This window comes from Streptomyces sp. WAC 01529 (genome assembly GCF_003945545.1).
Taxonomy (GTDB): domain Bacteria; phylum Actinomycetota; class Actinomycetes; order Streptomycetales; family Streptomycetaceae; genus Streptomyces; species Streptomyces anatolicus.
This window is the reverse complement of the sequence record NZ_CP029617.1, coordinates 4,872,789-4,895,637: the sequence shown is the minus strand read 5'-3', so window position 1 is coordinate 4,895,637 and position 22,849 is coordinate 4,872,789. Positions and strand designations below refer to the sequence as shown.

At 71.9% G+C, this 22,849-nt stretch carries 24 protein-coding genes; 6 read left to right on the top strand and 18 right to left on the bottom strand.

What is annotated here, in order from left to right; translation table 11 throughout:
* Positions 1-224: 224 nt before the first annotated feature.
* A complete protein-coding gene (locus DMA15_RS22220; protein ID WP_055534091.1) occupies positions 225-554 on the top strand; it encodes a WhiB family transcriptional regulator in 330 nt (109 codons plus the stop codon).
* A gap of 59 nt (positions 555-613) precedes the next feature.
* On the opposite strand, the gene DMA15_RS22215 is transcribed toward DMA15_RS22220, so the two are convergent.
* Complete coding sequence (locus DMA15_RS22215; RefSeq protein WP_125514505.1) at positions 614-1,510, bottom strand: LysR family transcriptional regulator; 897 nt, start codon at positions 1,508-1,510, stop codon at positions 614-616.
* Positions 1,511-1,616: 106 nt separating this feature from the next.
* Between DMA15_RS22215 and DMA15_RS22210 the strand changes: the two genes are divergently transcribed.
* Positions 1,617-2,390, top strand: coding sequence for an SDR family oxidoreductase (locus DMA15_RS22210; protein ID WP_125514504.1), 774 nt, complete (start codon positions 1,617-1,619; stop codon positions 2,388-2,390).
* 238 nt (positions 2,391-2,628) lie between these two features.
* On the opposite strand, the gene groL is transcribed toward DMA15_RS22210, so the two are convergent.
* The 3 genes from groL to DMA15_RS22195 all read right to left on the bottom strand — a co-directional run bounded on the left by groL (position 2,629) and on the right by DMA15_RS22195 (position 6,153).
* Positions 2,629-4,257 (bottom strand): chaperonin GroEL, encoded by a 1,629-nt coding sequence (groL, locus tag DMA15_RS22205; RefSeq protein ID WP_125514503.1) that lies wholly within the window; start codon positions 4,255-4,257, stop codon positions 2,629-2,631.
* A gap of 136 nt (positions 4,258-4,393) precedes the next feature.
* Positions 4,394-4,702 carry a co-chaperone GroES gene (gene groES, locus DMA15_RS22200; protein ID WP_017239619.1) on the bottom strand — a complete coding sequence of 103 codons (309 nt, stop codon included), beginning with the start codon at positions 4,700-4,702 and terminating at the stop codon, positions 4,394-4,396.
* Positions 4,703-5,226: 524 nt separating this feature from the next.
* Positions 5,227-6,153: a polysaccharide deacetylase family protein gene (locus tag DMA15_RS22195; protein WP_125514502.1), complete on the bottom strand. Its 927-nt coding sequence runs from the start codon at positions 6,151-6,153 to the stop codon at positions 5,227-5,229.
* Positions 6,154-6,235: 82 nt separating this feature from the next.
* On the opposite strand from DMA15_RS22195, the gene DMA15_RS22190 reads away from it, so the two are divergent.
* Entirely contained in the window at positions 6,236-7,510 is a 1,275-nt protein-coding gene (locus DMA15_RS22190) for a class I SAM-dependent methyltransferase (protein WP_125514501.1), read from the top strand.
* Between the two features lie 159 nt (positions 7,511-7,669).
* Here the strand turns inward: DMA15_RS22190 and DMA15_RS22185 are convergent, their stop codons facing one another.
* The 4 genes from DMA15_RS22185 to tsaB are packed head-to-tail and all read right to left on the bottom strand — an operon-like array spanning position 7,670 to position 10,218.
* Positions 7,670-7,927, bottom strand: a complete 258-nt coding sequence (locus tag DMA15_RS22185) for a hypothetical protein (protein WP_125514500.1) — start codon at positions 7,925-7,927, stop codon at positions 7,670-7,672.
* Complete coding sequence (tsaD, locus tag DMA15_RS22180) at positions 7,924-9,042, bottom strand: tRNA (adenosine(37)-N6)-threonylcarbamoyltransferase complex transferase subunit TsaD (RefSeq protein WP_125514499.1); 1,119 nt, start codon at positions 9,040-9,042, stop codon at positions 7,924-7,926. Before tsaD ends, DMA15_RS22185 begins: the two co-directional genes overlap by 4 nt.
* Entirely contained in the window at positions 9,035-9,520 is a 486-nt protein-coding gene (rimI, locus tag DMA15_RS22175; protein ID WP_164551948.1) for a ribosomal protein S18-alanine N-acetyltransferase, read from the bottom strand. Before rimI ends, tsaD begins: the two co-directional genes overlap by 8 nt.
* A gap of 41 nt (positions 9,521-9,561) precedes the next feature.
* Positions 9,562-10,218, bottom strand: a complete 657-nt coding sequence (gene tsaB, locus DMA15_RS22170; protein WP_125514497.1) for a tRNA (adenosine(37)-N6)-threonylcarbamoyltransferase complex dimerization subunit type 1 TsaB — start codon at positions 10,216-10,218, stop codon at positions 9,562-9,564.
* Between the two features lie 111 nt (positions 10,219-10,329).
* On the opposite strand from tsaB, the gene DMA15_RS22165 reads away from it, so the two are divergent.
* The gene (locus DMA15_RS22165; protein WP_125514496.1) at positions 10,330-10,875 is read left to right on the top strand and encodes a hypothetical protein; all 546 of its coding nucleotides are present in this window, start codon (positions 10,330-10,332) and stop codon (positions 10,873-10,875) included.
* Here DMA15_RS22165 and DMA15_RS37575 read toward each other — a convergent pair.
* The 6 genes from DMA15_RS37575 to DMA15_RS22135 all read right to left on the bottom strand — a co-directional run bounded on the left by DMA15_RS37575 (position 10,847) and on the right by DMA15_RS22135 (position 16,794).
* Positions 10,847-11,059 carry a hypothetical protein gene (locus DMA15_RS37575; protein ID WP_125514495.1) on the bottom strand — a complete coding sequence of 71 codons (213 nt, stop codon included), beginning with the start codon at positions 11,057-11,059 and terminating at the stop codon, positions 10,847-10,849. The two genes, DMA15_RS22165 and DMA15_RS37575, sit on opposite strands and share 29 nt — an antisense overlap.
* A gap of 193 nt (positions 11,060-11,252) precedes the next feature.
* Positions 11,253-11,765, bottom strand: coding sequence for a tRNA (adenosine(37)-N6)-threonylcarbamoyltransferase complex ATPase subunit type 1 TsaE (tsaE, locus tag DMA15_RS22155; RefSeq protein ID WP_125514494.1), 513 nt, complete (start codon positions 11,763-11,765; stop codon positions 11,253-11,255).
* A 10-nt stretch (positions 11,766-11,775) separates the two neighbouring features.
* The gene (locus tag DMA15_RS22150) at positions 11,776-12,990 is read right to left on the bottom strand and encodes an alpha/beta hydrolase (protein ID WP_125514493.1); all 1,215 of its coding nucleotides are present in this window, start codon (positions 12,988-12,990) and stop codon (positions 11,776-11,778) included.
* 33 nt (positions 12,991-13,023) lie between these two features.
* Complete coding sequence (gene alr / locus DMA15_RS22145) at positions 13,024-14,184, bottom strand: alanine racemase (protein WP_125514492.1); 1,161 nt, start codon at positions 14,182-14,184, stop codon at positions 13,024-13,026.
* A 176-nt stretch (positions 14,185-14,360) separates the two neighbouring features.
* On the bottom strand, positions 14,361-15,800 hold the full coding sequence (locus DMA15_RS22140) for an NAD(P)H-hydrate dehydratase (protein WP_125514491.1): 1,440 nt from the start codon (positions 15,798-15,800) through the stop codon (positions 14,361-14,363).
* Positions 15,801-16,425: 625 nt separating this feature from the next.
* Complete coding sequence (locus tag DMA15_RS22135; protein WP_125514490.1) at positions 16,426-16,794, bottom strand: holo-ACP synthase; 369 nt, start codon at positions 16,792-16,794, stop codon at positions 16,426-16,428.
* A 102-nt stretch (positions 16,795-16,896) separates the two neighbouring features.
* Here DMA15_RS22135 and coaA point away from each other — a divergent pair, with 102 nt between their 5' ends.
* Both coaA and DMA15_RS22125 read left to right on the top strand, forming a co-directional pair.
* Entirely contained in the window at positions 16,897-17,892 is a 996-nt protein-coding gene (gene coaA / locus DMA15_RS22130; protein WP_125517936.1) for a type I pantothenate kinase, read from the top strand.
* Between the two features lie 42 nt (positions 17,893-17,934).
* Positions 17,935-18,882: a DUF389 domain-containing protein gene (locus DMA15_RS22125; protein WP_125514489.1), complete on the top strand. Its 948-nt coding sequence runs from the start codon at positions 17,935-17,937 to the stop codon at positions 18,880-18,882.
* Here the strand turns inward: DMA15_RS22125 and glmM are convergent.
* From glmM to DMA15_RS22105, 4 genes are all read right to left on the bottom strand, one after another.
* Positions 18,879-20,237 (bottom strand): phosphoglucosamine mutase, encoded by a 1,359-nt coding sequence (glmM, locus tag DMA15_RS22120; RefSeq protein WP_125514488.1) that lies wholly within the window; start codon positions 20,235-20,237, stop codon positions 18,879-18,881. The genes DMA15_RS22125 and glmM overlap by 4 nt on opposite strands.
* Before the next feature lie 93 nt (positions 20,238-20,330).
* Positions 20,331-20,852, bottom strand: coding sequence for a 30S ribosomal protein S9 (gene rpsI, locus DMA15_RS22115; protein WP_030782509.1), 522 nt, complete (start codon positions 20,850-20,852; stop codon positions 20,331-20,333).
* A 42-nt stretch (positions 20,853-20,894) separates the two neighbouring features.
* The gene (gene rplM, locus DMA15_RS22110; RefSeq protein WP_030782512.1) at positions 20,895-21,338 is read right to left on the bottom strand and encodes a 50S ribosomal protein L13; all 444 of its coding nucleotides are present in this window, start codon (positions 21,336-21,338) and stop codon (positions 20,895-20,897) included.
* Between the two features lie 244 nt (positions 21,339-21,582).
* Positions 21,583-22,788, bottom strand: coding sequence for a glycosyltransferase 87 family protein (locus tag DMA15_RS22105; RefSeq protein WP_125514487.1), 1,206 nt, complete (start codon positions 22,786-22,788; stop codon positions 21,583-21,585).
* Between the last annotated feature and the right edge of the window lie 61 nt (positions 22,789-22,849).

Here is a 22,849-nt window from a genome sequence, read left to right as displayed (position 1 = left end):
AGTCAGCCATCTTCGGCACTCTACGTGAGGGCGCGGACACAGCGCAGAGCGCGCGGGAGACCCTCAAGGTTTCATCACAAGCTATGCCCCATTTAGCGCCTTTTCTTCCCTTTTCTCGGTGTCTGTGGCTAGATTCGCAATGAGTCATATTTTCATCTCCTTAGACAGTAGATGTACGGTCATGGGCACCGACCCGCGTCAGAACGGCTTCAAGGGGACCAGCAATGGCAGATTTCTCCCGCCTTCCCGGACCGAACGCAGATCTGTGGGACTGGCAGCTCCTCGCGGCCTGCCGCGGGGTGGACAGCTCGCTCTTCTTCCATCCGGAGGGCGAGCGGGGCGCGGCGCGCAGCGCACGAGAGAACTCCGCCAAGGAGGTCTGCATGCGGTGCCCGGTGCGCGCGGAGTGCGCCGCTCACGCACTCGCGGTGCGCGAGCCGTACGGCGTATGGGGCGGACTGACGGAGGATGAGCGCGAAGAGCTGATGGGGCGGGCGCGCAATCGCCTGGTGACGGCGGCCGCGTCGGCGGGGAGACCTGTCACGCACCACTGAGATGCCGTGTCACCTCGCTGAAGGAACGTTTCTGCAAACGCCGGGCCGGCGGCTGCCCGTCAGCGCGCCGCGGCCCGCGCGAGATGGTCGAGGGTGGCGGCGACGGCCGGCACCTGCGCCAGGTCCGGCAGCGTGAGCGCGACGATCTCCCGCCGCACCGCCGGCTCCACCGTGACCGTACGGGCGCCCCTCGGACGTACCGACTCGATCGCGAGTTCGGGCAGCACCGCGACTCCCAGGCCCGCCCCGACCAGGCCGATCACGGCCGGATAGTCGTCGGTCGCGAAGTCGATACGGGGCGCGAAGCCCGCACTCTCACAGACCTCGACCAGCTGCCTGCGGCAGCGCGGGCAGCCCGCGATCCAGGGCTCGTCGGCGAACTCCCCGATGGTGACCGCGTCCGCCTCCGCGAGCCGGTGCCCCTCGGGGACGAGACCGACGAGCCGGTCCGCGAGCAGGGGCCGTACGACGAGGTCGTCCCACTCCTCCGCCGCGGACGCGCCGTCGTACCGGAACGCCAGCGCCACATCGCAGTCGCCCTCGCGCAGCATCTCCACCGAGCGCGGCGGCTCGGCCTCCACGAGCGAGACGCGCGTACCCGGATGGGCCGCGCGCAGCGCCGCCAGGGCGCCGGGCACGAGCGTCGAACTGCCGCTGGGGAAGGAGACGAGCCGCACCCGGCCCGCGCGCAGGCCCGCGATGGCGGCGACCTCCTCCTCGGCTGCGGTCAGCCCGGCGAGGATGCCCGCGGCATGCCTGACCAGGGCCTCGCCCGCCTGCGTCAGGCGCATCTCACGGCCGGTGCGGATGAGCAGGGGCGTGCCCGTGGAGGATTCGAGGGCCTTCATCTGCTGGCTCACGGCGGGCTGGGTGCAGCCCAGCTCGCGGGCCGCGGCCGAGAAGGAGCCGGTGGCGGCCACGGCGCGCAGGACACGGAGATGACGGGCCTCGATCATGCTTCGAGCATAAGCGAGGCTTGGGCTCCGCGTGAAATGTCGCGTGGCGCCTTTGGGTCGGGCTTCGGGTCGCGCCTCGGGTCGCGGTGGTCACTAGCCTTGGCCCATGACTACGGCTCTGATTACGGGATCCACCGCGGGCATCGGCGCCGCCTTCGCGCGCCGCCTCGCCGGTGACGGCCACAACCTCGTCCTGGTGGCGCGCGACACCAAGCGGCTGCGCGAGCAGGCGACCGAACTGCACGACCGGCACGGCATCGAGGCGGAGGTGCTCACCGCCGACCTCGCCACGGACGAGGGCATCGAGGCCGTCGAGAAGCGGCTTTCGCACCGCAGGGACGCGGTGGACCTGCTGATCAACAACGCCGGGTTCGGCAACAAGGGCCGTTACCTGGAGGTGCCGATGGCCGACGAGCTGACCATGCTCAAGGTGCACTGCGAGGCGGTGCTGCGGCTGACGTCGGCGGCCACGGAGTCGATGCGGGAGCGCGGCCGGGGCGGTGTCGTGAACGTCGCCTCGGTCGCCGCCTTCGTGCCGCGCGGCACGTACGGCGCCTCGAAGGCGTGGGTCGTGCAGTTCACGCAGGGCGCGGCGAAGGACCTGGCGGGCAGCGGGGTGCGGCTGATGGCGCTGTGCCCCGGCTTCGTGCGTACGGAGTTCCACGAGCGGGCCGGGATGGGCACGGCCAACATTCCCGGCTGGATGTGGCTGGACGCGGACAAGCTGGTCGCTTCGGCGCTGGCCGACTTGGCGCGGGGCCGGACCGTATCCATCCCCGATCCGCGCTACAAGGCCCTGATGGGCCTGGTGAAGGTGACGCCGAGGTCCCTCCTGGGAGGTGTCACGTCTCGCACGGGCCGCAAGTACGGGCCTCAGTAGGTCTTTGGGCGGGGGCGGGCCGCGTCTGCCGGGCTGGTCCGCGTTGCCGGGTGCGGGCCGTGGTCCGTCCTCGCGCAGTTCCCCGCGCCCCTGACGGGGCGCGCCACCGGCCCCGTCAGGGGCGCGGGGAACTGCGCGACCAGCCAAGAACAGACCCGCACGCCCCCGAAAAAGCCGAGGCCCGGCTTCCCGCAAGCAGGGGAAGCCGGGCCTCAGTCACCGTTCAAGCGAGCAGCGGTCAGTGCGAGTGACCGTGGCCGTGCCCGTGACCCGCGTCGCCCTCGTCGTCCGCCGGCTTCTCGACGACCAGCGTCTCGGTCGTCAGCAGCAGCGAAGCGATCGACGCGGCGTTCTCCAGCGCGGAGCGCGTGACCTTGACCGGGTCGATGACGCCGGCCTTGACCAGGTCGCCGTACTCGCCGGTCGCGGCGTTGAAGCCGAAGCCCTTCTCCAGCTCGGCGACCTTGGAGGTGATGACGTAACCCTCCAGGCCGGCGTTCTCGGCGATCCAGCGCAGCGGCTCGACGGCGGCGCGGCGGACGACGGCGACACCGGTGGCCTCGTCGCCCTCCTTGCCGAGGTTGCCCTCGAGCACCTTGACGGCGTGGACCAGGGCGGAGCCACCACCGGAGACGATGCCCTCCTCGACCGCGGCGCGGGTCGCGGAGATGGCGTCCTCCAGACGGTGCTTCTTCTCCTTCAGCTCCACCTCGGTGGCGGCGCCGACCTTGATGACGCACACGCCGCCGGCCAGCTTCGCGAGGCGCTCCTGGAGCTTCTCGCGGTCCCAGTCGGAGTCCGTGGCCTCGATCTCGGCCTTGATCTGGGCGACGCGGCCCTCGACGTCGGCCTTGTTGCCGCCGCCGTCGACGATCGTGGTGTCGTCCTTGGTGATGGTGACGCGGCGGGCGGTGCCGAGCACGTCAAGGCCGACCTGGTCGAGCTTGAGGCCGACCTCCTCGGCGATGACGGTGGCACCGGTGAGGGTGGCCATGTCGCCGAGCATCGCCTTGCGGCGGTCGCCAAAGCCGGGGGCCTTCACCGCGACGGCGTTGAAGGTGCCGCGGATCTTGTTCACGACCAGGGTCGAGAGGGCCTCGCCCTCGACGTCCTCGGCGATGATCAGGAGCGGCTTGGAGGAGTTGGCCTGGATGACCTTCTCCAGCAGCGGCAGCATGTCCTGGATGGAGGAGATCTTGCCCTGGTGGATCAGGATGTACGGGTCGTCGAGGACGGCCTCCATACGCTCCTGGTCGGAGACCATGTACGGGGACAGGTAGCCCTTGTCGAAGGCCATGCCCTCGGTGAAGTCCAGCTCCAGGCCGAAGGTGTTGGACTCCTCGACGGTGATGACACCGTCCTTGCCGACCTTGTCCATCGCCTCGGCGATCAACTCGCCGACCTGCGGGTCCTGGGCCGACAGACCGGCGACGGCCGCGATGTCGGCCTTGTCGTCGATCGGGCGGGCGGTGGCGAGCAGCTCCTCGGAGACGGCCGCGACGGCGGCGTCGATGCCCTTCTTCAGGGCGGCCGGGGAGGCGCCGGCGGCGACGTTGCGCAGGCCTTCCTTGACCAGGGCCTGGGCGAGCACGGTGGCGGTGGTGGTGCCGTCACCAGCGATGTCGTTGGTCTTGGTCGCCACCTCCTTCACCAGCTGGGCGCCGAGGTTCTCGTACGGGTCCTCGACCTCGACCTCACGGGCGATGGTGACGCCGTCGTTGGTGATGGTCGGGGCGCCGAACTTCTTGTCGATGACGACGTTGCGGCCGCGGGGGCCGATCGTCACCTTGACCGTGTCGGCAAGCTTGTTGACGCCGCGCTCAAGGGCGCGACGGGCGTCCTCGTCGAACTTCAGGATCTTCGCCATGGGAGCGATTCAGCCCTCTCGAAAACTCGGGTGAACGAACCGCGCCCCTCGCCGCCCGGCAATCAGCGGGGTGACCAGGGGCGCAGCTCAAAAGCAAATCTGCTGGTGAAGCAGGTGATGCAGGTGAAGCGGTGAACTACTTCTCGACGATCGCGAGCACGTCGCGAGCCGAGAGGACGAGGTACTCCTCGCCGTTGTACTTCACCTCGGTGCCGCCGTACTTGCTGTACAGCACGATGTCGCCGGTCTTCACGTCGAGCGGCAGACGCTCGCCGTTCTCGAAGCGGCCCGGGCCCACGGCCAGGACGACGCCCTCCTGGGGCTTCTCCTTGGCGGTGTCCGGAATGACCAGGCCGGAGGCCGTGGTCTGCTCGGCGTCGAGCGGCTGGACCACAATGCGGTCCTCGAGCGGCTTGATGGCAACCTTGGAGCTGGTGGTCGTCACGATCCGGTCTCCCCCTTCGGAGATCTCACGGGGTTAACAGTCTTAGGTGTGGCGACCAGGTGGATCCGTCGTCGCGGGTGCCGGACCTGCCCGTCGCTGTTGGCACTCTCCAACGGGGAGTGCCAGGAGCGAGACTAGGACGGCGGTTAGCACTCGGTCAAGCGGAGTGCCAATCGGCGGCGCCTGGCTTCAGCGGATCGAGGTGCCCCGGGCCGGGGCAGGCGGCGTTTTCCCCCGTTCGGGGCAACGGCTCTCGGTGACTGCGGGTTCCCTGTCTGCGGCTCGCGGAGGCCTCGTTTTCTGTCGCCCGGCACCTGGGGCTGTGCCCACCCGTTCCGCCCTGCGGAACGCCTGCCCACAGGCGGGAGCGGGCGGCTCCCTGTCGGGGAGCTTCTCCGCGGCCTTGCGGCCCAGTCGCTCGATCGGGTCGACCGACTCCGCGCAGGACGTCAGCAGCGCGGGCGCGAGTACTCCGCACAGGAGGGCCCCGGCGAGGAGGCGGCGGTGCGCTCGCGCCCGCCGGGTCACAGGTAGTCCTCCAGCCTGGCCACCGCGTACCCCTTGTCCGTGACCGTCTTCATGAGTCTGCGGACCATGTCGGGCATGGTGCCCTTCCAGTCCTCGCGGCCCCTGAAGTGGGTGAGGATGATGTCACCGGGGTGCAGGTCACGGTCCCACTCGCGGTACTCCATGCGGTCCGCGAAGACCTCGGAGTTCCACAGCGGCACCGCCTTGATGCCGCAGGACTTCGCGGCCCGCAGCGTGTCCTCGTTGTAGTTGCCGTAGGGCGGGCGGAAGAGTTCGGGCCGCTTGCCGTAGTGCTTCTCGATGGTGTCCTGCATGCCGCAGATCTCGCGGCGCTGACCCTCGTACGAAAGACCGGGCATGTAGCGGTGGTTGAGGGTGTGGTTGTTCAGGGTCACCCCGCGCGACTGCATCTTCTTGAAGTACGCGTAGTCCTCCTTGACCAGGTAGTCGCTGAGGAACGCGGTGTACGGGATCTTCAGGTCGCTCATCATCCGCAGCAGCGCCGGGTCCTTCTCGGCGCCGTCGTCGATGGTGAGGAAGACGACCTTCTGCTTGGTCGGGATGGTCGTGAAGACCGGCGGCAGTTTGGCCTGACCCTTGACCTCGAAGCCCTTGCGGGTCGTGAGCCGCGGCTTCGCCCTCGGGGGTGCGGGCGCGGCCAGCGGGGTCTTGGCGAGGCGCCAGCGCTTGGCGGCCGCGACCCGGGCGGCCTGGGCGGCGCCCAGCTGCTGGGCGTAGGAGTCGAGGGCCCTGGCGGGCGGGGCCTTGAGCGGCTGCTGGCCGTGGGCGGGCCGCACGGGGTCGGAGCCGTCCCCGGAGGCGCAGCCCGAGGCGATCGCCGCGGCGGTCAGGACCGCCACGACGGCACGCGTCTGATTCTTCCGCCGTGCGGCGGATTCTTCCTTTTGTCGTACAAGTTGCATGGCGCCGGATCCTCGCAGCTCACCGGCGCTCCCAGGGGCCGACACCGCCACCGGCCGCGCACCATCCACCGACTGGCCCACAATGGGGCGGGTGAACGACCCGAACACGCCGCCGCCGAGCGCCCCTGCCGCCGACCGCGCCACCGGAGGCACCAAGGACACCGGCCTCGGCGATCCCCTCGCCGCCTTCGCCGCCCTGCTCACCGAAGCGGGCCGCGCCCTGCTCGACGAGGTGCGGGACGTCGAGCCCGCGCAGGAGCTGGCCGCCGCCACCCGGCTGCGCCGCGACCACCCGGCGCCGCTGGTCTCGGCCGCCCTCGCCCAGGCGCGGCTGCGCCGGCGGGCCGCGGCGAAGTTCGGCGCCGAGGACGCGGCCCGGATGTTCTTCACGCCCGACGGGGTCGAGCAGTCCACCCGCGCCTCCGTCGCCACCCATCGCGCCGCGAGCTTCAGGAAGCTGGGGGTGCGTTCCCTCGCCGACCTGTGCTGCGGCATCGGCGGCGACGCGATCGCCCTCGCGCGGGCCGGGATCTCCGTGCTCGCCGTCGACCGGTCCCCGCTCACCTGCGCGGTCGCCCGCGCCAACGCCCGGGCGCTCGGCCTCGCCGATCTGATCGAGGTCCGGGAGGCCGATGTCACCGACGTGGACACGTCGGCGTACGACGCGGTGTTCGTGGACCCGGCGCGGCGCTCCTCCAAGCGCGGCCGCATCTTCGACCCGGAGTCCTACTCCCCGCCGCTGTCCTGGGCGATCGAGACGGCCCGCGCGGCCCCGCGCGCCGCGCTGAAGATCGCCCCCGGCATCCCGCACGAGGCGATCCCCGCCGAGGCCGAGGCCGAGTGGATCTCGGACGGCGGCGACGTGAAGGAGGCCGTGCTGTGGTTCGGCACGGACGCGCCCGCCTCGCACCGCGCGACGCTCCTGCCCCGGAACGTCTCCCTGTGGAGCCCGCTGGCCACGATGCTGCCCGACCCCGGAGTGCGGCCCGTGGGGCGGTACTTGTACGAGCCCGACGGCGCCGTCATCCGTGCGCATCTGGTCGCGGAGGTCGCGGCACGGGTCGGCGGCGGGCTGATCGACGAGACCATCGCGTACGTCACGTCCGACGCGCTGCACGAGACGCCCTACGCGGTGGCGTACGAGATCACCGACCGGCTCCCCTTCGGCGTGAAGAAGCTGAAGGCCCTGCTGAGGGAGCGGGAGGTCGGCACCCTGACGGTGAAGAAGCGGGGCTCGGCGGTGGAGCCGGAGGAACTGCGCCGCAAGGTGAAGCCGCAGGGCAAGAACGCGGCGACGGTGTTCCTGACGCGGGTGGCGGGCGCGCCGACGATGCTGATCGGCCATCCGGTGCGCTGAGGGCCCCCGTACACCGGCGGATCCTCGCGCCCCTTACGGGGCGCACCACGGGCCCCGTAAGGGGCGCGGGGAACTGCGCGAGCAACCACCACCCCTGCCGCGCGGCACCCACACGCCCCCGCTTGGCGGTACTTATTGACGCACCGCCAGCGGTGAGCGTCAGTCCGCGTCGACCGGCTCGAAACGCCAGCGATGCACCGCCCGTGTCACCAACTCCGGTGCGGGCTCCGGCAGTTCCGGCAGGTCGGCGTCGTACGCCGCGTCCCACCAGGTGATGACGAGGACCCGGTCCTGCGGCGCGCGGAAGGTCTCCCGCCGCAGCGGCGCGACGTCGAACCGCTGTTCGCGCGCCCACGCGAGCAGCTCGGCGCCCCGCCCCTCCACGGCACGGGCCTCCCACATCAGCGCGACGCTCACGAGTACAGGTTCCCCTTGCTGACCTCGTGCACATGGTCGTGATCGTGCGCGTGCGTGTGCGCGTGGCCCGGCACGTGCGGCTCCGTCACCGGCAGCGACGAGTCCGCCGACAGGTCCCAGGCCGACGCCGAACGGTTGCGCGCCACCATCTCCGCGCCGAGGGCCGCGACCATCGCGCCGTTGTCCGTGCAGAGCTTCGGGCGCGGCACGCGCAGGCGGATCCCGGCCTTCTCGCACCGCTCCTGCGCCAGCGCGCGGAGCCGCGAGTTGGCGGCCACGCCACCGCCGATCATGAGGTGGTCGACGCCCTCGTCCTTGCAGGCGCGCACGGCCTTGCGGGTCAGCACGTCGACGACCGCCTCCTGGAAGGAGGCCGACACGTCCCGCACCGGCACGTCCTCGCCCGCGGCCCGCTTCGCCTCGATCCAGCGGGCGACGGACGTCTTCAGACCCGAGAAGGAGAAGTCGTACGCGGGGTCGCGCGGCCCGGTGAGCCCGCGCGGGAAGGCGATGGCGTTCGGGTCGCCCTCGCGCGCGTACCGGTCGATGACGGGACCGCCCGGGAAGCCGAGGTTCAGCACCCGCGCGATCTTGTCGAAGGCCTCGCCCGCCGCGTCGTCGATGGTCGAGCCGAGCGGCCGCACGTCCGAGGTGATGTCGGCGGAGAGCAGCAGCGAGGAGTGGCCGCCGGAGACCAGGAGCGCCATGGTCGGCTCGGGCAGCGGCCCGTGCTCCAGCTGGTCCACGCAGATGTGCGAGGCGAGGTGGTTGACGCCGTACAGCGGCTTGCCGAGCGCGTACGCGTAAGCCTTCGCGGCCGAGACGCCGACGAGCAGCGCGCCCGCGAGCCCGGGCCCGGCGGTCACCGCGATGCCGTCGAGGTCCTTCGCGCTCACCCCCGCTTCCTTCAGGGCGCGCTCGATGGTCGGCACCATCGCCTCCAGGTGCGCGCGGGAGGCGACCTCGGGCACGACGCCGCCGAACCGGGCGTGCTCGTCGACGCTGGAGGCGACGGCGTCGGCGAGCAGGGTCGTGCCGCGGACGATGCCGACGCCGGTCTCGTCGCAGGAGGTCTCGATGCCGAGGACGAGGGGTTCGTCGCGCGAGTCAGCCATGAATCTCGGTTCCTTGTACGCCAGTCGGTGCGGGGGTGGAGGGATCGGTGCGGCGCATGACCAGGGCGTCCACGTTGCCGGGCTGGTAGTAGCCGCGCCGGAAGCCGATGGGCTCGAAGCCGAAGCGCTCGTACAGCTTCTGCGCCCTGGTGTTGTCGACCCGTACTTCGAGCATGACCTGGGGGCACTCGAAGGCGGTCGCGGCCTGCAGCAGATCGGTGAGCAGCCGGGCGCCGAGCCCGGTGCCCCAGTGGTCGCGGGCGACGGCGATGGTCTGGACGTCGGCGAGGTCCCCGGAGGCGGCGAGCCCCGCGTACCCGACGAGGCGGTCGCCGTCCATGGCCACCACATAGCGGCGGGTGGCCAGCGGTCCGCGCGAGTGGGCCAGCTCGGACCAGAACATGCCGCGCGACCAGGCGTCGTCGGGGAAGAGCTCCTTCTCCAGGGCGAACACCGCGTCAATGTCCCACCAGCGCATCTCGCGCAGCCCGGCGGCCGCGGGCACCTCGGTCGCCTCGGTCACTTGGGTGTGACCACCTTGTAGTTCTTGGGCACCTGCGCGTCGGGGCGGCGCAGGTACAGCGGCCGGGGCTCGGGCAGTTCCTCGCCCGCGGCCAGCCTCTCCGCGGCCAGGGACGCGAGCGCCGCCGCCGAGACGTGCTCGGGGGCGCGGGCGTCGGGGAAGGTGTCGGGGTAGAGCAGCGCGCCCGCGCCGACGGCGGGCAGCCCCGCGACCTCGGCGGCGATGTCCGCGGGCCGGTCGACCGCGGGCTCGCTCGCTCTCGTGCGCACGTCGTCGTAGCGCGCCCAGTAGACCTCCTTGCGCCGGGCGTCGGTGGCGACCACGAAGGGGCCGGACTCGATGCCGGAGGCGTAGGCGAGGCCGTCCAGCGTGCAGATCCCGTGCACGGGCACGCCGAGGGCGAGGCCGAACGTGTCGGCGGTCATCAGGCCGACGCGCAGCCCGGTGTAGGGGCCGGGGCCCACTCCGGCGACGACGGCGGTGACGGCGTCGAGTCTCAGACCTGCGTCGGCGAGCACGCGGTCGACGGCCGGGAGCAGCAGCTCCCCGTGGCGCCGGGCGTCCACCTGGCTCGACTGGGCCACGACGGACGAGCCGTCGTGGAGGGCGACGGTGACGGCGGGCGTTGCGGTATCAAGAGCGAGCAAGAGCACGCGAACAGCCTACGGCTCCCGCGCCCGCCGCACGGCCGCCCCGGGATGTCGGTTACCCCCTGCTACCGTCGCCTCACAGCCGTCGCAGTACGAAAAGGTGGGTGGCGCAAGGTGTCAAGGAGCAGCTCGGGATTTGTGGCCGGGCTCACCGCCGCCGCGGTCGCCGCGATCGGTTTCCTCGCCTATCAGGCCTCGGCCGGCGTTCCCGATCCGGCCAAGCCCGAGCAGTCGCCGGGCGCCAGCGCCCCCCGCTCCCCCAGGGACCGGGCGAACCCGGCGGTGGTGCCGGCCGAGTCCGGCGCGGGCGAGCGGGTCGTGTACTCCGTGAGCGAGGACCGGGTCTGGCTGGTCGAGGCGTCCGGCAAGCCGCGGATCACGTTCCAGGTCACGCCTGGCTCGGTGGACCCCGCCCCGGGCACGTACGCCGTCACCTCGCGCTCGGGGACCGTCACCGGTTCGGACGGGGTGCCGATCGAGCACGTCGTGCGGTTCACGACCGTCGACGGGATCACGATCGGTTTCAGCGCGGCGGTCGACGGCTCGACGCCGAAGCCGGACCCGTCGAAGAAGACGGGCGGCATCCGTGAGTCGCGCGCGCACGGCAACGCCATGTGGGAGTTCGCGACGATCAGCAAGAAGGTCGTCGTCGTTCCGTAGGGGTGCTCCCGGCGGGCGCCGGAGCGCGGGGCGCCGGATCGCGCGGCGGCGTGGAGACCGCGGTCGCGGCGGCGCACGAGGCCAGCAGTTCACTCATCGACGGGTGCGCGGGGCGCGAGACGGCCACAGGTCCCGGCAGCACGTGCGGCGGCCGCGGCTGTACGTCACGTTCTGAAGCCGGCATGGATGCCTCCTGGGCTCCCGGGGGCAGACGTGGTTAGGTAGACCTAACCAGTACCGGTACCCATGTGACCACGCCCGGCGCACGCAACGCAAGATTTTGCCGACGGCTTGTCGGAACCTTGGGTGAACCTACCGAGCCGCCGCGACTCAGGCCGCGGGGCGCCGCGTGACCGAGGCCGAACGCCCCGCGCGGCTCACGCCGCGAGCGACGCCAGGTCCGCGTCCGACCACCGCCCGCCGAGCCCGGTCAGCGTCACCTCGCGCACCTCGTCCGTCGTGTCGCCCACGGCCCGGTCGATGACGACGTGCAGCCGGTCGTCCGACAGCTCCTCGACCTTGCCCTCGCCCCACTCGACGACGACCACCGAGTCGGGCAGCGAGACGTCGAGGTCCAGGTCCTCCATCTCGTCGAGCCCGCCGCCCAGGCGGTACGCGTCGACGTGCACCAGCGCGGGGCCCTGCCCGAGCGGGGGGTGGACGCGGGCGATGACGAAGGTCGGGGAGGTGACGGCGCCGCGCACGCCGAGGCCCTCACCGAGGCCGCGGGTCAGCGTCGTCTTTCCGGCGCCCAGCTCGCCGGTGAGCATCACGAGGTCACCGGGGCGCAGGAGTTTCGCGAGGCGGCGGCCCAACTCGCCCATCTGTTCGGGGGAGTTGACGGTGATCTTGAGTACGTTGGCGGGGGCCTGGTGGTGCGGTGCTTCCATACCGTCCACGTTAGCCGCTGGACGACCCCGCATCGGCTGCCGCCCGCCCGGCGCCCGCCCTCGCCAGCAGCTCCGCGAGACGGTCCGAGACCACCTCGGGGTGCTCCAGCATGACCAGGTGCCCGGCGTCGGGGACCAGCACAAGATCGGCGTCCGGCAGCACCGCCGCGATCGCCTCGCTGTGCTCGCTCGGCGTGACCAGGTCCTTCTCCCCCGCGAGCACCAGCACCGGCAGCCCGGCGAAGTGCCCGAGCGCCGCCGCCTTGTCGTGCTCGGCGAACGCCGGGTAGAACTCCGCGACCACGTCGATCGGCGTCGCCTCGATCATCCGCTCCGCGAACCGCGCGATCGCCGGGTCCACGTCCCTGCGCGAGAACGAGTAGCGCTTGATGACCCCGGCGAAGAGGTCGGCGGTGGCCCGCCGCCCCCGCTCCACCAGCTCCGCCTGCGAGCCGAGCGCCCGCAGCACGCCGGGCAGCACCCGGCGGACCGCGTTCATCCCGGCGACCGGAAGCCCGAAATTCACCTGACCGAGCTTCCCCGACGACGTACCGACGAGGGCGACGGCCACGACGCGGTCGCGGATCAGCTCGGGGAACTGGTCGGCGAGGGCCATCGTCGTCATGCCGCCCATGGAGTGCCCGACGAGGACGAGCGGCCCCTCGGGCGCGGCCGCGTCGATGACGGCCTTCAGATCGCGCCCCAACTGGTCGATGGAGACCGGCACATCACGCTCGGCCTGGTCGACGCCCCGCCCGGAGCGGGCATGGCTGCGCTGGTCCCAGTAGACCGCGCGGACCACGCCGCGCAGGGCGGCCCGCTGGAAGTGCCAGGAGTCCTGGCTCAGGCAGTAGCCGTGGCTGAAGACGACGGTGACGGGCGCGGAGGAGCGGCGTCCGAAGCCCCGGCGTACGCGCGCGGCCTGCTCGCCGTCCGTCTCGACCTCCTCGACCTCGTACGAGAGTTCGGTGCCGTCGTCCGCGTACGCCGTGCCGGGCATGCCGCGCAGCGAGCCGTACGGACCCGAGGCGTCCAGGGCGAGGCGGGCCTTCTTGCGCATGCCGCGCCCCACGGTGAGCCGCTCGATGGCGACCCCGGCGGCCGCGCCCGCGGCGAGCACGCCCAGCGCGGTACCGGCCACTCCGGCCCGGCGCCAGTTCCCCGCCGCGGCGGCGGCCTCCGTCACCGCTTCCGCCGCGGCAGCCCCCGTGCTGCTCTCGCTCACGTGCCGCTCCTAGTCAGTGGTCGGACTGCTCGTTCACATCTCTCCGATGCCGGGCCGCTCATTCACGTAGACGCGCGGGACACGCGATCCGATGCGGGTGACGATCTCGTACGCGATGGTGCCCGCGGCCTGCGCCCAGTCCTCGGCGGTCGGCTCGCCGCGGTCACCGGGTCCGAACAGCACCGCCTCGGTGCCCACTTCGGGCTCGTCCCCGCCGAGGTCGACCACGAACTGGTCCATCGCCACGCGGCCCGCGACCGTACGCCACTTGCCGTCGACGAGGACCGGGGCCGTACCGGAGGCGTGGCGGGGGACGCCGTCGCCGTACCCGGCGGGGACGAGACCGAGAGTCGTCTCGCCCGGGGTGACGTAGTGGTGTCCGTAGCTGACCCCGTGACCGGCCGGAGCGTGCTTCACATGGGCGAGCGAGGCGGAGAGCGTCATGACGGGCCGCAGCCCGAAGTCCTCGGGAGTGCCCACCTCGGGGCTCGGCGAGACGCCGTACATCGCGATGCCCGGCCGTACGAGGTCGAAGTGCGCCTCCGGGACCGTGAGCGTCGCCGGGGAGTTGGCGATGTGCCGCACCTCGGGGCGTATCCCCTGCTCCTCGGCGAAGGCCACCATCTCGCGGAAGACGCTGAGCTGGGCGGCGATCGACGGGTGGCCCGGCTCGTCGGCGCACGCGAAGTGCGACCAGAGCCCGGTGACGCGGATCAGCCCCTCGGCCTCGGCGCGCAGGGACGCGGCGATCAATTCGGGCCAGTCGGCGGGCATGCAGCCGTTGCGACCGAGGCCGGTGTCGGCCTTGAGCTGGACACGGGCGGTGCGGCCCGCCGCACGGGCGGCCGCCGTCACCTCTTCCAGCGCCCACAGCGCGCTCACCGCCATGTCCAGGTCGGCCTCGACGCCCTCGCGCCAGGGGCCGCCCGGCGTCCACAGCCAGCACATGATCCGCCCCGGCAGCCCCGCAGCGCGCAGGGCCAGGGCCTCCTCGGGCGTCGCGGTCCCGATCCAGCCGGCACCGGCCTGGACGGCGGCCTTGGCGCAGGGCACCATTCCGTGGCCGTACGCGTCGGCCTTCACCACGGCCATCAACGCGGCGTCCGGCGCGTGGGCACGCAGCGCGCGCACGTTGGCGCGGAGGGCGGCGAGGTCGATCTCGGCCCGGACACGGAAGGGTGCTGTCTCGTTCATCGCGCACAAGTCTCTCAGAGCGCGTGGCCTGCCCCGCTGCGCCGGGCCTCTGCCGGTCCGGCGCGGGCCGAGGCGGGCGGCTCGCCCCGGACGGCTTCCGTACCTCCGTGTCCCCGCGCCCTGACCGACGGCGCGCCCTGACCGACGGGGCGCCCTGACCGTGGGGCCGGTCCCGGTCAGCCAGGCCGCCGCACATCCCGCCACGCGGCCGGAATCGCGTCCGCCACGTCCTGCGCGGCCACCGGCGCCCCGTCCGAAGCGTGCCGCGCGGCGAGGCCGTGGAGATACGCGCCGACGGAACCCGCGTCCCGCGCGCCGAGGCCCGCCGCGAGCAGGGAACCCGCGAGCCCGGACAGGACATCACCGCTGCCCGCGGTGGCGAGCCAGGGCGTGCCGGTGGGGTTGACGCGCACGGCGCCCTCCCCGGAGGCGACCAGCGTGGTGGACCCCTTCAGGAGCACGGTCGCGCCGAACCGCCCCGCCAGTTCCCGCACGGCCGAGAGCCTGGCCGACTCCACCTCCTCACGGGCGACGCCGAGAAGCGCGGCGGCCTCCCCGGCGTGCGGTGTGAGCAGCGTCGGCGCGCGCCGGGCCCGCACCTCCCGCTCCCCCGCGAGCCGCAGGCCGTCCGCGTCGATCAGTACGGGCACCTCGGCGGCGACCACGTCCCGCAGCCGCTCCTCGTCGTCCCCGAGCCCGGGCCCCACGACCCAGGCCTGCACCCGCCCCGCCTTCGACGGCGGCCCGGCGGACACCAGGGCCTCGGGGAACCGCGCGATTACCGCGTCCGCGGCGGGCCCCACGTACCGCACGGCGCCCGCGCCGCCGCGCAGCGCCCCGGCCACGCAGAGCACGGCGGCGCCGGGGTACCGCGCGGACCCGGCGACGACGCCGACGACACCGCGCCGGTACTTGTCGCTCTCCCCGCCCGGCTGAGGCAGCAGCCCCGCCACGTCCACGTACTGAAGGGCTTCCAGCACCCGCTCGCCCGCGGGCAGTTCGAGCCCGATGCCGACGAGCCGCACCGCACCGGCGTACTCGCGCCCCGGATCGATCAGCAGCCCCGGCTTGTACGCGCCGAATGTCACCGTCACATCGGCGCGCACCGCCTCTCCGTGCACCTCGCCCGTGTCCGCGTCGATGCCGCTGGGCAGGTCCACGGCGACGACGAGGGCGTCCCGCGCGACGGCGGCGACGAGCTGGGCGGCGCGCTCCCGAAGCCCGCCGCGCCCCCCGATGCCGACGATCCCGTCCACGACGAGGCGGGCCCGCGCGACGGCTCGCTCCGCCCGGTCCTCGTCACCGCCCACGACCGTCCCGCCGGCCGCGCGCAGCGCCGCGAGGCCGCCGGCGTGGGTCCGCTCCGGGCTGAGCAGCACGGCGGTGACTCCCGCGCCGCGCCGGGCCAGGCCCGCGCCCGCGTACAGGGCGTCGCCGCCGTTGTCCCCGCTGCCCACAAGCAGCGTGATCCGGGCTCCGTACACCTTGCCGAGCAGCTGGGCGCACTCCGCGGCGAGGCCGGCCGCGGCCCTCCGCATCAGCGCGCCCTCGGGCCCCCGCGCCATGACCTCGCGCTCAGCGGCCCGGACACTCTCCACGCCATACGCACTACGCATCCCCCCAGTGTGCCCACCCACCCCCCACTCCGCGCGGGGCACTCCCCCCGTTCACCCCGCACCTCCATAACCCAGGGCGCCGCCCCCGCAAAACCCCCCGCCCCGCCGCTCCGCACGGGATACTCCCCACCCACCCACCCGTTCACCCCGCACCACCAACGCACCCAAGGCGCCGTCCCCACAAAGCCCCACCCCGCCGCACCTCACCGAGTGCTCCCCACCCACCCACCCGTTTACCCCGCACCGCGGAGGCTGAGGAGGGGCAGGCGACCACCCCCTCCCGCACCACACCAGCGCAGCGAGACGGGTGGGTGGGTGGGAAAGCATCCGCCGCGAAGCGGCGGGCCAGAAAAGGAAGCAGCGACGGGCCAGAAAAAGAGCGGCGGCAGACCAGCAAGGAAGCAGCGCCGGGCCAGGAGAGAAGCGACGGCAGGGCCACCAAGCAAGCAACGACGGACCAGAAGGGAAGCAGCAGCGGGGCAGAAGGGAAGCGGCGACGGGGCCAGGAAAAGAAGCAGCGCCGGACCAGAGAGGATGCCGCGGCGAGCCAGAAAAGGAAGCCGGGGCGGGCCAGAAGAACGGGGAGCCGAGTCAAACCCCGCCCAAGGCCAGAGGCCAGAGCCCGCTATCCCTCCGCCACCACCACCGCCGACGCCACCCCCGCGTCATGACTCAAGGAAACATGCCAGGCCCGAACCCCCAACAGGGAGGCCCGCTCGGCCACAGTCCCCCGCACCCGCACCCGCGGCTGCCCACTGTCCTCGACATACACCTCGGCATCCGTCCACCGAAGCCCACCCGGCGCCCCCAGCGCCTTCGCCACCGCTTCCTTCGCGGCGAAACGGGCCGCCAGCGAGGCCACCCCCCGCCGCTCCCCGCTCGGCAAGAGCAACTCGCTCTCCACGAACAGCCGTTCCGCCATCCCCGGCGTCCGGGCCATCGCCGCCCCGAACCGCTCGATCTCGGCGACATCGATGCCGACCCCAATAATCACAGGCTCACCCCACAAAGCACCCGAAAATCATCGGCCCAGCGTGACACACCCCACCACACCCCCACCCCCCAGCCGTTCAAACAGCCGTAACAATGGACTGTGATCTCTTCGGTCTCCGCGCCAGACAAGGCGCAGCGGAGCGCCCACCGGCACAAGCCGGAGGCGACTCCCTACCTCGACCTGACCCGCGCCGAGTGGAGCGCTCTGCGGGAGAAGACGCCGCTGCCCCTGACGGCGGAGGAGGTGGAGAAGCTGCGCGGCCTCGGTGACGTCATCGACCTGGACGAGGTCCGCGACATCTACCTCCCGCTCTCCCGCCTCCTGAACCTCTACGTGGGCGCGACGGACGGCCTGCGCGGAGCGCTCAACACCTTCCTCGGCGAGAAGGGCTCCCAGTCCGGAACCCCCTTCGTCATAGGGGTCGCCGGCTCCGTGGCCGTCGGCAAGTCGACCGTCGCCCGCCTCCTCCAGGCCCTGCTCTCCCGCTGGCCCGAACACCCCCGCGTGGAACTGGTGACCACCGACGGGTTCCTCCTGCCCACCAAGGAGCTGGAGGCCCGCGGCCTGATGTCCCGCAAGGGCTTCCCCGAGTCGTACGACCGCCGCGCCCTCACCCGCTTCGTGGCGGACATCAAGGCGGGCAAGGCCGAGGTCACCGCCCCCGTCTACTCCCACCTGATCTACGACATCGTCCCGGGCAAGCGCCTCACGGTCCGCCGCCCCGACATCCTCATCGTCGAGGGCCTGAACGTCCTCCAGCCCGCGCTCCCCGGCAAGGACGGCCGCACCCGCGTGGGCCTCGCGGACTACTTCGACTTCAGCGTGTACGTCGACGCCCGCACGGAGGACATCGAGCGCTGGTACCTGAACCGCTTCAAGAAGCTGCGCGGTACGGCCTTCCAGAACCCGTCCTCGTACTTCCGCAAGTACACGCAGGTGTCGGAGGAGGAGGCCCTCGACTACGCGCGTACGACCTGGCGCACCATCAACAAGCTGAACCTCGTGGAGAACGTGGCCCCCACCCGCGGCCGCGCCACCCTGGTGGTCCGCAAGGGACCCGACCACAAGGTCCAGCGCCTGAGCCTGCGCAAACTCTGAGGCGCCGCCTCCCGGCCCTCCGCGCCCGACTACCCTGCGCACATGCTGCACCTGCGCCTGATCTCCCCCGCGGACAAGACCGACGACGTGCTGCGCCTGATCGAGGGGACGACCGGCACCACGCACCTCGCCGTGGTCCCCGGCGCGGCCCGCAACCCCACGGGCGACGTCATCATGTGCGATGTCGCCCGGGAGGCGGGCGACGAGCTGATCGAGGGCCTGCGCGCGCTGGACCTCGACAAGTGCGGTTCGATCGCGGTCGAGAACATCGACCTCTCCCTCTCCGAGCGCGCCGACAAGGCCGAGGACGAGGCGCCGGGAGAGGGCTCGGACGCGGTCCTGTGGGAGCAGCTGACCGAGGCGACCCACGAGGAGTCGACGCTCTCGATCACGTATATCGCGTTCATCACGCTCGCCACGATGATCGCGGCCTGCGGTGTCGTCCTGGACAACGCGATCCTGATCGTGGGCGCGATGGCCGTCGGACCGGAGTTCGGCCCGCTCGCCGGTTTCTGCACGGCCCTGGTGCGGCGCGCGCCCCGGCTCGCCCTGCGCTCACTGATCGCGCTGCTCGTGGGCTTCCTGGTGGCGATGCTGGTGACGGTCGGGTTCAGCTACTTCATGGACGCCACGGACCTCTTCAGCCACGAGGCCCTCAAGGCGGAGCGGCCCAACACGAACTTCATCTACCGCCCGGACTGGTTCTCGTTCGTGGTGGCGGTCCTCGCGGGCGCGGCGGGCACGCTCTCGCTCACCTCGGCGAAGTCGGGCGCCCTGGTGGGAGTGGCGATCTCCGTGACGACGGTCCCCGCGGCGGCGAACGCGGCGGTCGCGTTCAGCTACAACGAGTACAAGCAGGCGTGGGGCTCCACCGAGCAGCTCCTGCTGAACCTCCTCGGCATCGTCCTCGCCGGTACGCTCACGCTGCTGGCCCAGAAGGCACTCTGGGCCGGTCAGCGCGAACGTACCGCGAAGTCGCGGAGCGTCTAGCCCAGCGCCGACTTCACCACGTCGGCGAGGCGCTCGGCGACGGACCGCGCCTGCTCGATGTCGGCGGCCTCGACCATGACCCGCACCAGCGGCTCGGTCCCCGAGGGGCGCAGCAGCACCCGGCCGGTGGAGCCCAGCTCGCGCTCGGCCTCGGTGACGGCCGCGGACAGCTCGGCGGAGGTCTTCACGCGCGCCTTGTCGACGTCGGGCACGTTGATGAGGACCTGCGGCAGGCGCTCCATGACACTCGCGAGGTCCGCGAGCGTCCGCCCGGTCTCGGCGACGCGTGCCGCGAGGAGCAGGCCGGTCAGCGTGCCGTCACCGGTCGTCGCGTGGTCGAGGACGATGACGTGCCCGGACTGCTCGCCGCCGAGGGCGAAGCCGTGCTCCTTCATCGACTCCAGGACGTACCGGTCGCCGACGGCGGTCTGCACCAGGGACAGGCCCTGGGCCTCCATGGCGAGCTTGAAGCCGAGGTTCGACATGACGGTGGCGACAACGGTGTCGTGACGCAGCGTGCCGTGCTCCCGCATGGCGAGGGCGAGCACCGCGAGGATCTGGTCGCCGTCCACCTCCGCGCCGGTGTGGTCCACGGCCAGGCAGCGGTCCGCGTCCCCGTCGTGCGCGACGCCGAAGTCCGCCTCGTGCTCGACGACGGCGGCCTTGAGGAGGTCGAGATGGGTCGAGCCGCAGCCGTCGTTGATGTTCAGGCCGTCGGGCTGCGCCCCGATGGTGATGACCTCGGCACCGGCGCGCGTGAACGCCTCGGGCGAGACGCGGGCGGCGGCGCCGTGCGCCTCGTCGAGGACGATCTTCAGTCCGTCGAGGCGGTTGGGGAGCACGCCGAGCAGGTGCGCGATGTACTGGTCGAGCCCCTGGTCGTACGACTTGACCCGGCCGACGCCCGCCCCGGTGGGCCGCTGCCAGGGAGCGCCGGTGCCGTGCTCTTCGTACACGGCCTCGATGCGGTCCTCCAGCTCGTCGGCGAGCTTGTGGCCGCCGCGGGCGAAGAACTTGATGCCGTTGTCGGGCATGGCGTTGTGGCTGGCGGAGAGCATCACGCCGAGGTCGGCGCCCAGCGCCCCGGTGAGATGCGCCACCGCGGGGGTGGGCAGCACACCGACGCGCAGGACGTCCACGCCCGCGCTCGCGAGGCCCGCGACCACCGCGGCCTCCAAGAACTCCCCGGACGCGCGCGGGTCACGCCCGACCACCGCCACCGGGCGATGGCCTTCAAAGGTGCCCGCCTCGGCCAGTACGTGCGCCGCCGCCACGGAGAGTCCGAGCGCCAGCTCGGCCGTCAGATCCGCGTTGGCGACACCACGCACGCCGTCCGTGCCGAAGAGTCGTCCCACTGCTGTCCTCCGAACGTTCGTTCCTGATAGACGAACGCCCCGGCAGCACGGTGAGTGCCGCCGGGGCGAACGAGAAGTACGAGCAGGCAGCGATTAGCGCTTGCTGTACTGCGGGGCCTTACGGGCCTTCTTGAGACCGGCCTTCTTGCGCTCGACCGCACGGTCGTCACGCTTGAGGTAACCGGCCTTCTTCAGGGCGCCGCGGTTGTTCTCGACGTCGGCCTCGTTCAGCGCGCGGGCGACACCGAGACGGAGCGCACCGGCCTGACCGGAGACGCCGCCACCCGAGATGCGGGCGATGACGTCGTAGCGGTTGTCGAGCTCGAGCACCTTGAAGGGCTCGTTGACTTCCTGCTGGTGGACCTTGTTCGGGAAGTAGTCCTCGAGCGTGCGCCCGTTGACCTTCCACTTGCCGGTGCCCGGGACGATCCGGACGCGGGCGATGGCGTTCTTGCGACGGCCCAGGCCGGCGGCCGGCTGCGGGTCGCCGAAGCGCGCGGCGTTCGACTCCGAGGTGTACTCGCCCTCAAGGGGAGCCTCGGACTCGGTGGTGTACTGCTCTACGTCAACAACCTCGGTCTCTTCGACCGGCTGCTCAACGGTGGTCTCGGCCACGATTCTCCTCAGATTTCTTTTCGTCTTAGGGGGTGGCCGGAACTACTGCGCGACCTGGGTGATCTCGAACGGGACCGGCTGCTGAGCGCCGTGCGGGTGCTGGTCGCCCGCGTAGACCTTCAGCTTCGAGAGCATCTGACGGCCCAGGGTGTTCTTGGGGAGCATGCCCTTGACGGCCTTCTCAACGGCCTTCTCGGGGCTCTTCTCGAGCAGCTCGTCGTAACGGACGGAACGCAGACCACCCGGGTAACCGGAGTGGCGGTACGCCATCTTCTGGGTCTTCTTGTTGCCGGAGAGGTGCACCTTCTCCGCGTTGATGATGATGACGAAGTCACCGGTGTCAACGTGGGGGGCGTAGATCGGCTTGTGCTTGCCACGCAGGAGGGTGGCGGCGGTGGTCGCCAGACGACCGAGGACGATGTCCCGGGCGTCGATGACGTGCCACTGGCGGGTCACATCGCCAGGCTTGGGGCTGTACGTACGCACTTAGTAGCCTTCGCTTCTTCAGTGGATGGGGTCCAGACACACGGCACCCAGGAAGCGATCATGCAGCTGGGGCTCACAATGCCGGGGACGCTGCCCGTATGCGAGCCACTGGTAACTGCTCCAGGGAACCTACGTAAGGGCCCTTTCGCGTGAGATCGAGGACACCAATACGTATCAATCCCCGAGAGTACCCGCGCCGCCCCGTACCGGTCAAAACGCGGCCCTGAAGACCTGCACCGGAGACTCACACACCACGGACAGGTCTGCACTCCTCAGGGTAACGGCCCGCCCGTCCCACTCCATACCGACCGCGCAGCGCCCCGGCCGCGCACGCCCGCCCGACCGTGACCGCGAGCAGACACAGCGTCGCCGCGTCCTTGAAGGCGCGCCGCGTCATGGGTTCGAGCCAGGGCCAGGCGAATCCCGGCACCTGCGGCACGAGCGCCACCCAGAACCACGGACCGCGCGCCGGTGCCCCCGCCCGCAGCGCGCCCGCGAGCAGCAGCGGCAGGACGACCAGCAGGTAATGGTCGTAGGAGGGCCGGGAGACGAGAAAGGCGGAGAGCATCAGCATCGTGGCGCACTCCGCCACCCGCGAAGGCCCCGCGTCCCCCCTCCCCCAGCGCCGCCAGGCACACCACACCCCGGCCGCCGCCGCACACCCCGCGAGAAGCGTCGCCGCCGACTGCGGCACTCCCAGCCGCGCGAGCACCGCGGACGGCGATGCCTCATACAGGCGTACGAAGGCGTCGTCGCCCCGCAGCAGGAAGGGCAGCGTCCGCGTGAAGAACCCGGCGGGGTCCGGCATCACCAGCGCCGCCGCGAGCGACGCCACCGCGGGCACCGCGACCGCGGCCCCCAGCGCCCGCCACCGCCCCGCGAAGACGAAGAGGAGCACGACGGGTACGAGCAGCGGCTTGACGGCGACGGCGGCGCCGATGACGAGCCCGGCGCCGACCCAGCGCCCCCGGCACACGAGCAGCAGCGCGAGCGGCAGTGCCGCCGCGGAGGCCACCGTCCAGTTGCCGAGCTGGACGAGGTGACCGAAGGGCGTGAAGCCGAGCGCGAGCCCCAGCAGGCCGTACACCGCGAACCGGCTGCGCCAGTCCACGTCGTACAGCCGCAGCGCGCACGCCCACCCGACGACGAGTCCCGCCGTGACGCCCGCGGGCACCAGATAGCGGGTCACGGCGGTCGGCAGCAGGGCCTGGGGCACCGCGGCGAGCACGGCACCCGGGAGATAGAGGAAGTGCCGGTCGGCGTAGGGCGAACGCCCGTGGATCCACGCCTCGGCGGCACGCACCACGATGGCGTTGTCCATCCCCCCGTCCGGCGTCCGCAGCCCCACGCGGACGGCCCCGGCGACCAGCACCAGACCGAGGACGGCCCGGACATGCCACCCGGCGGGTCGCGACAACCATCCGCTAACAGCCGATTTGCCCGTATCCATACGGCTCAGGCTAGGCCGGGAAGCCCCTGTGACCCCCGCTCAACATCCCCAACTCCCCGTC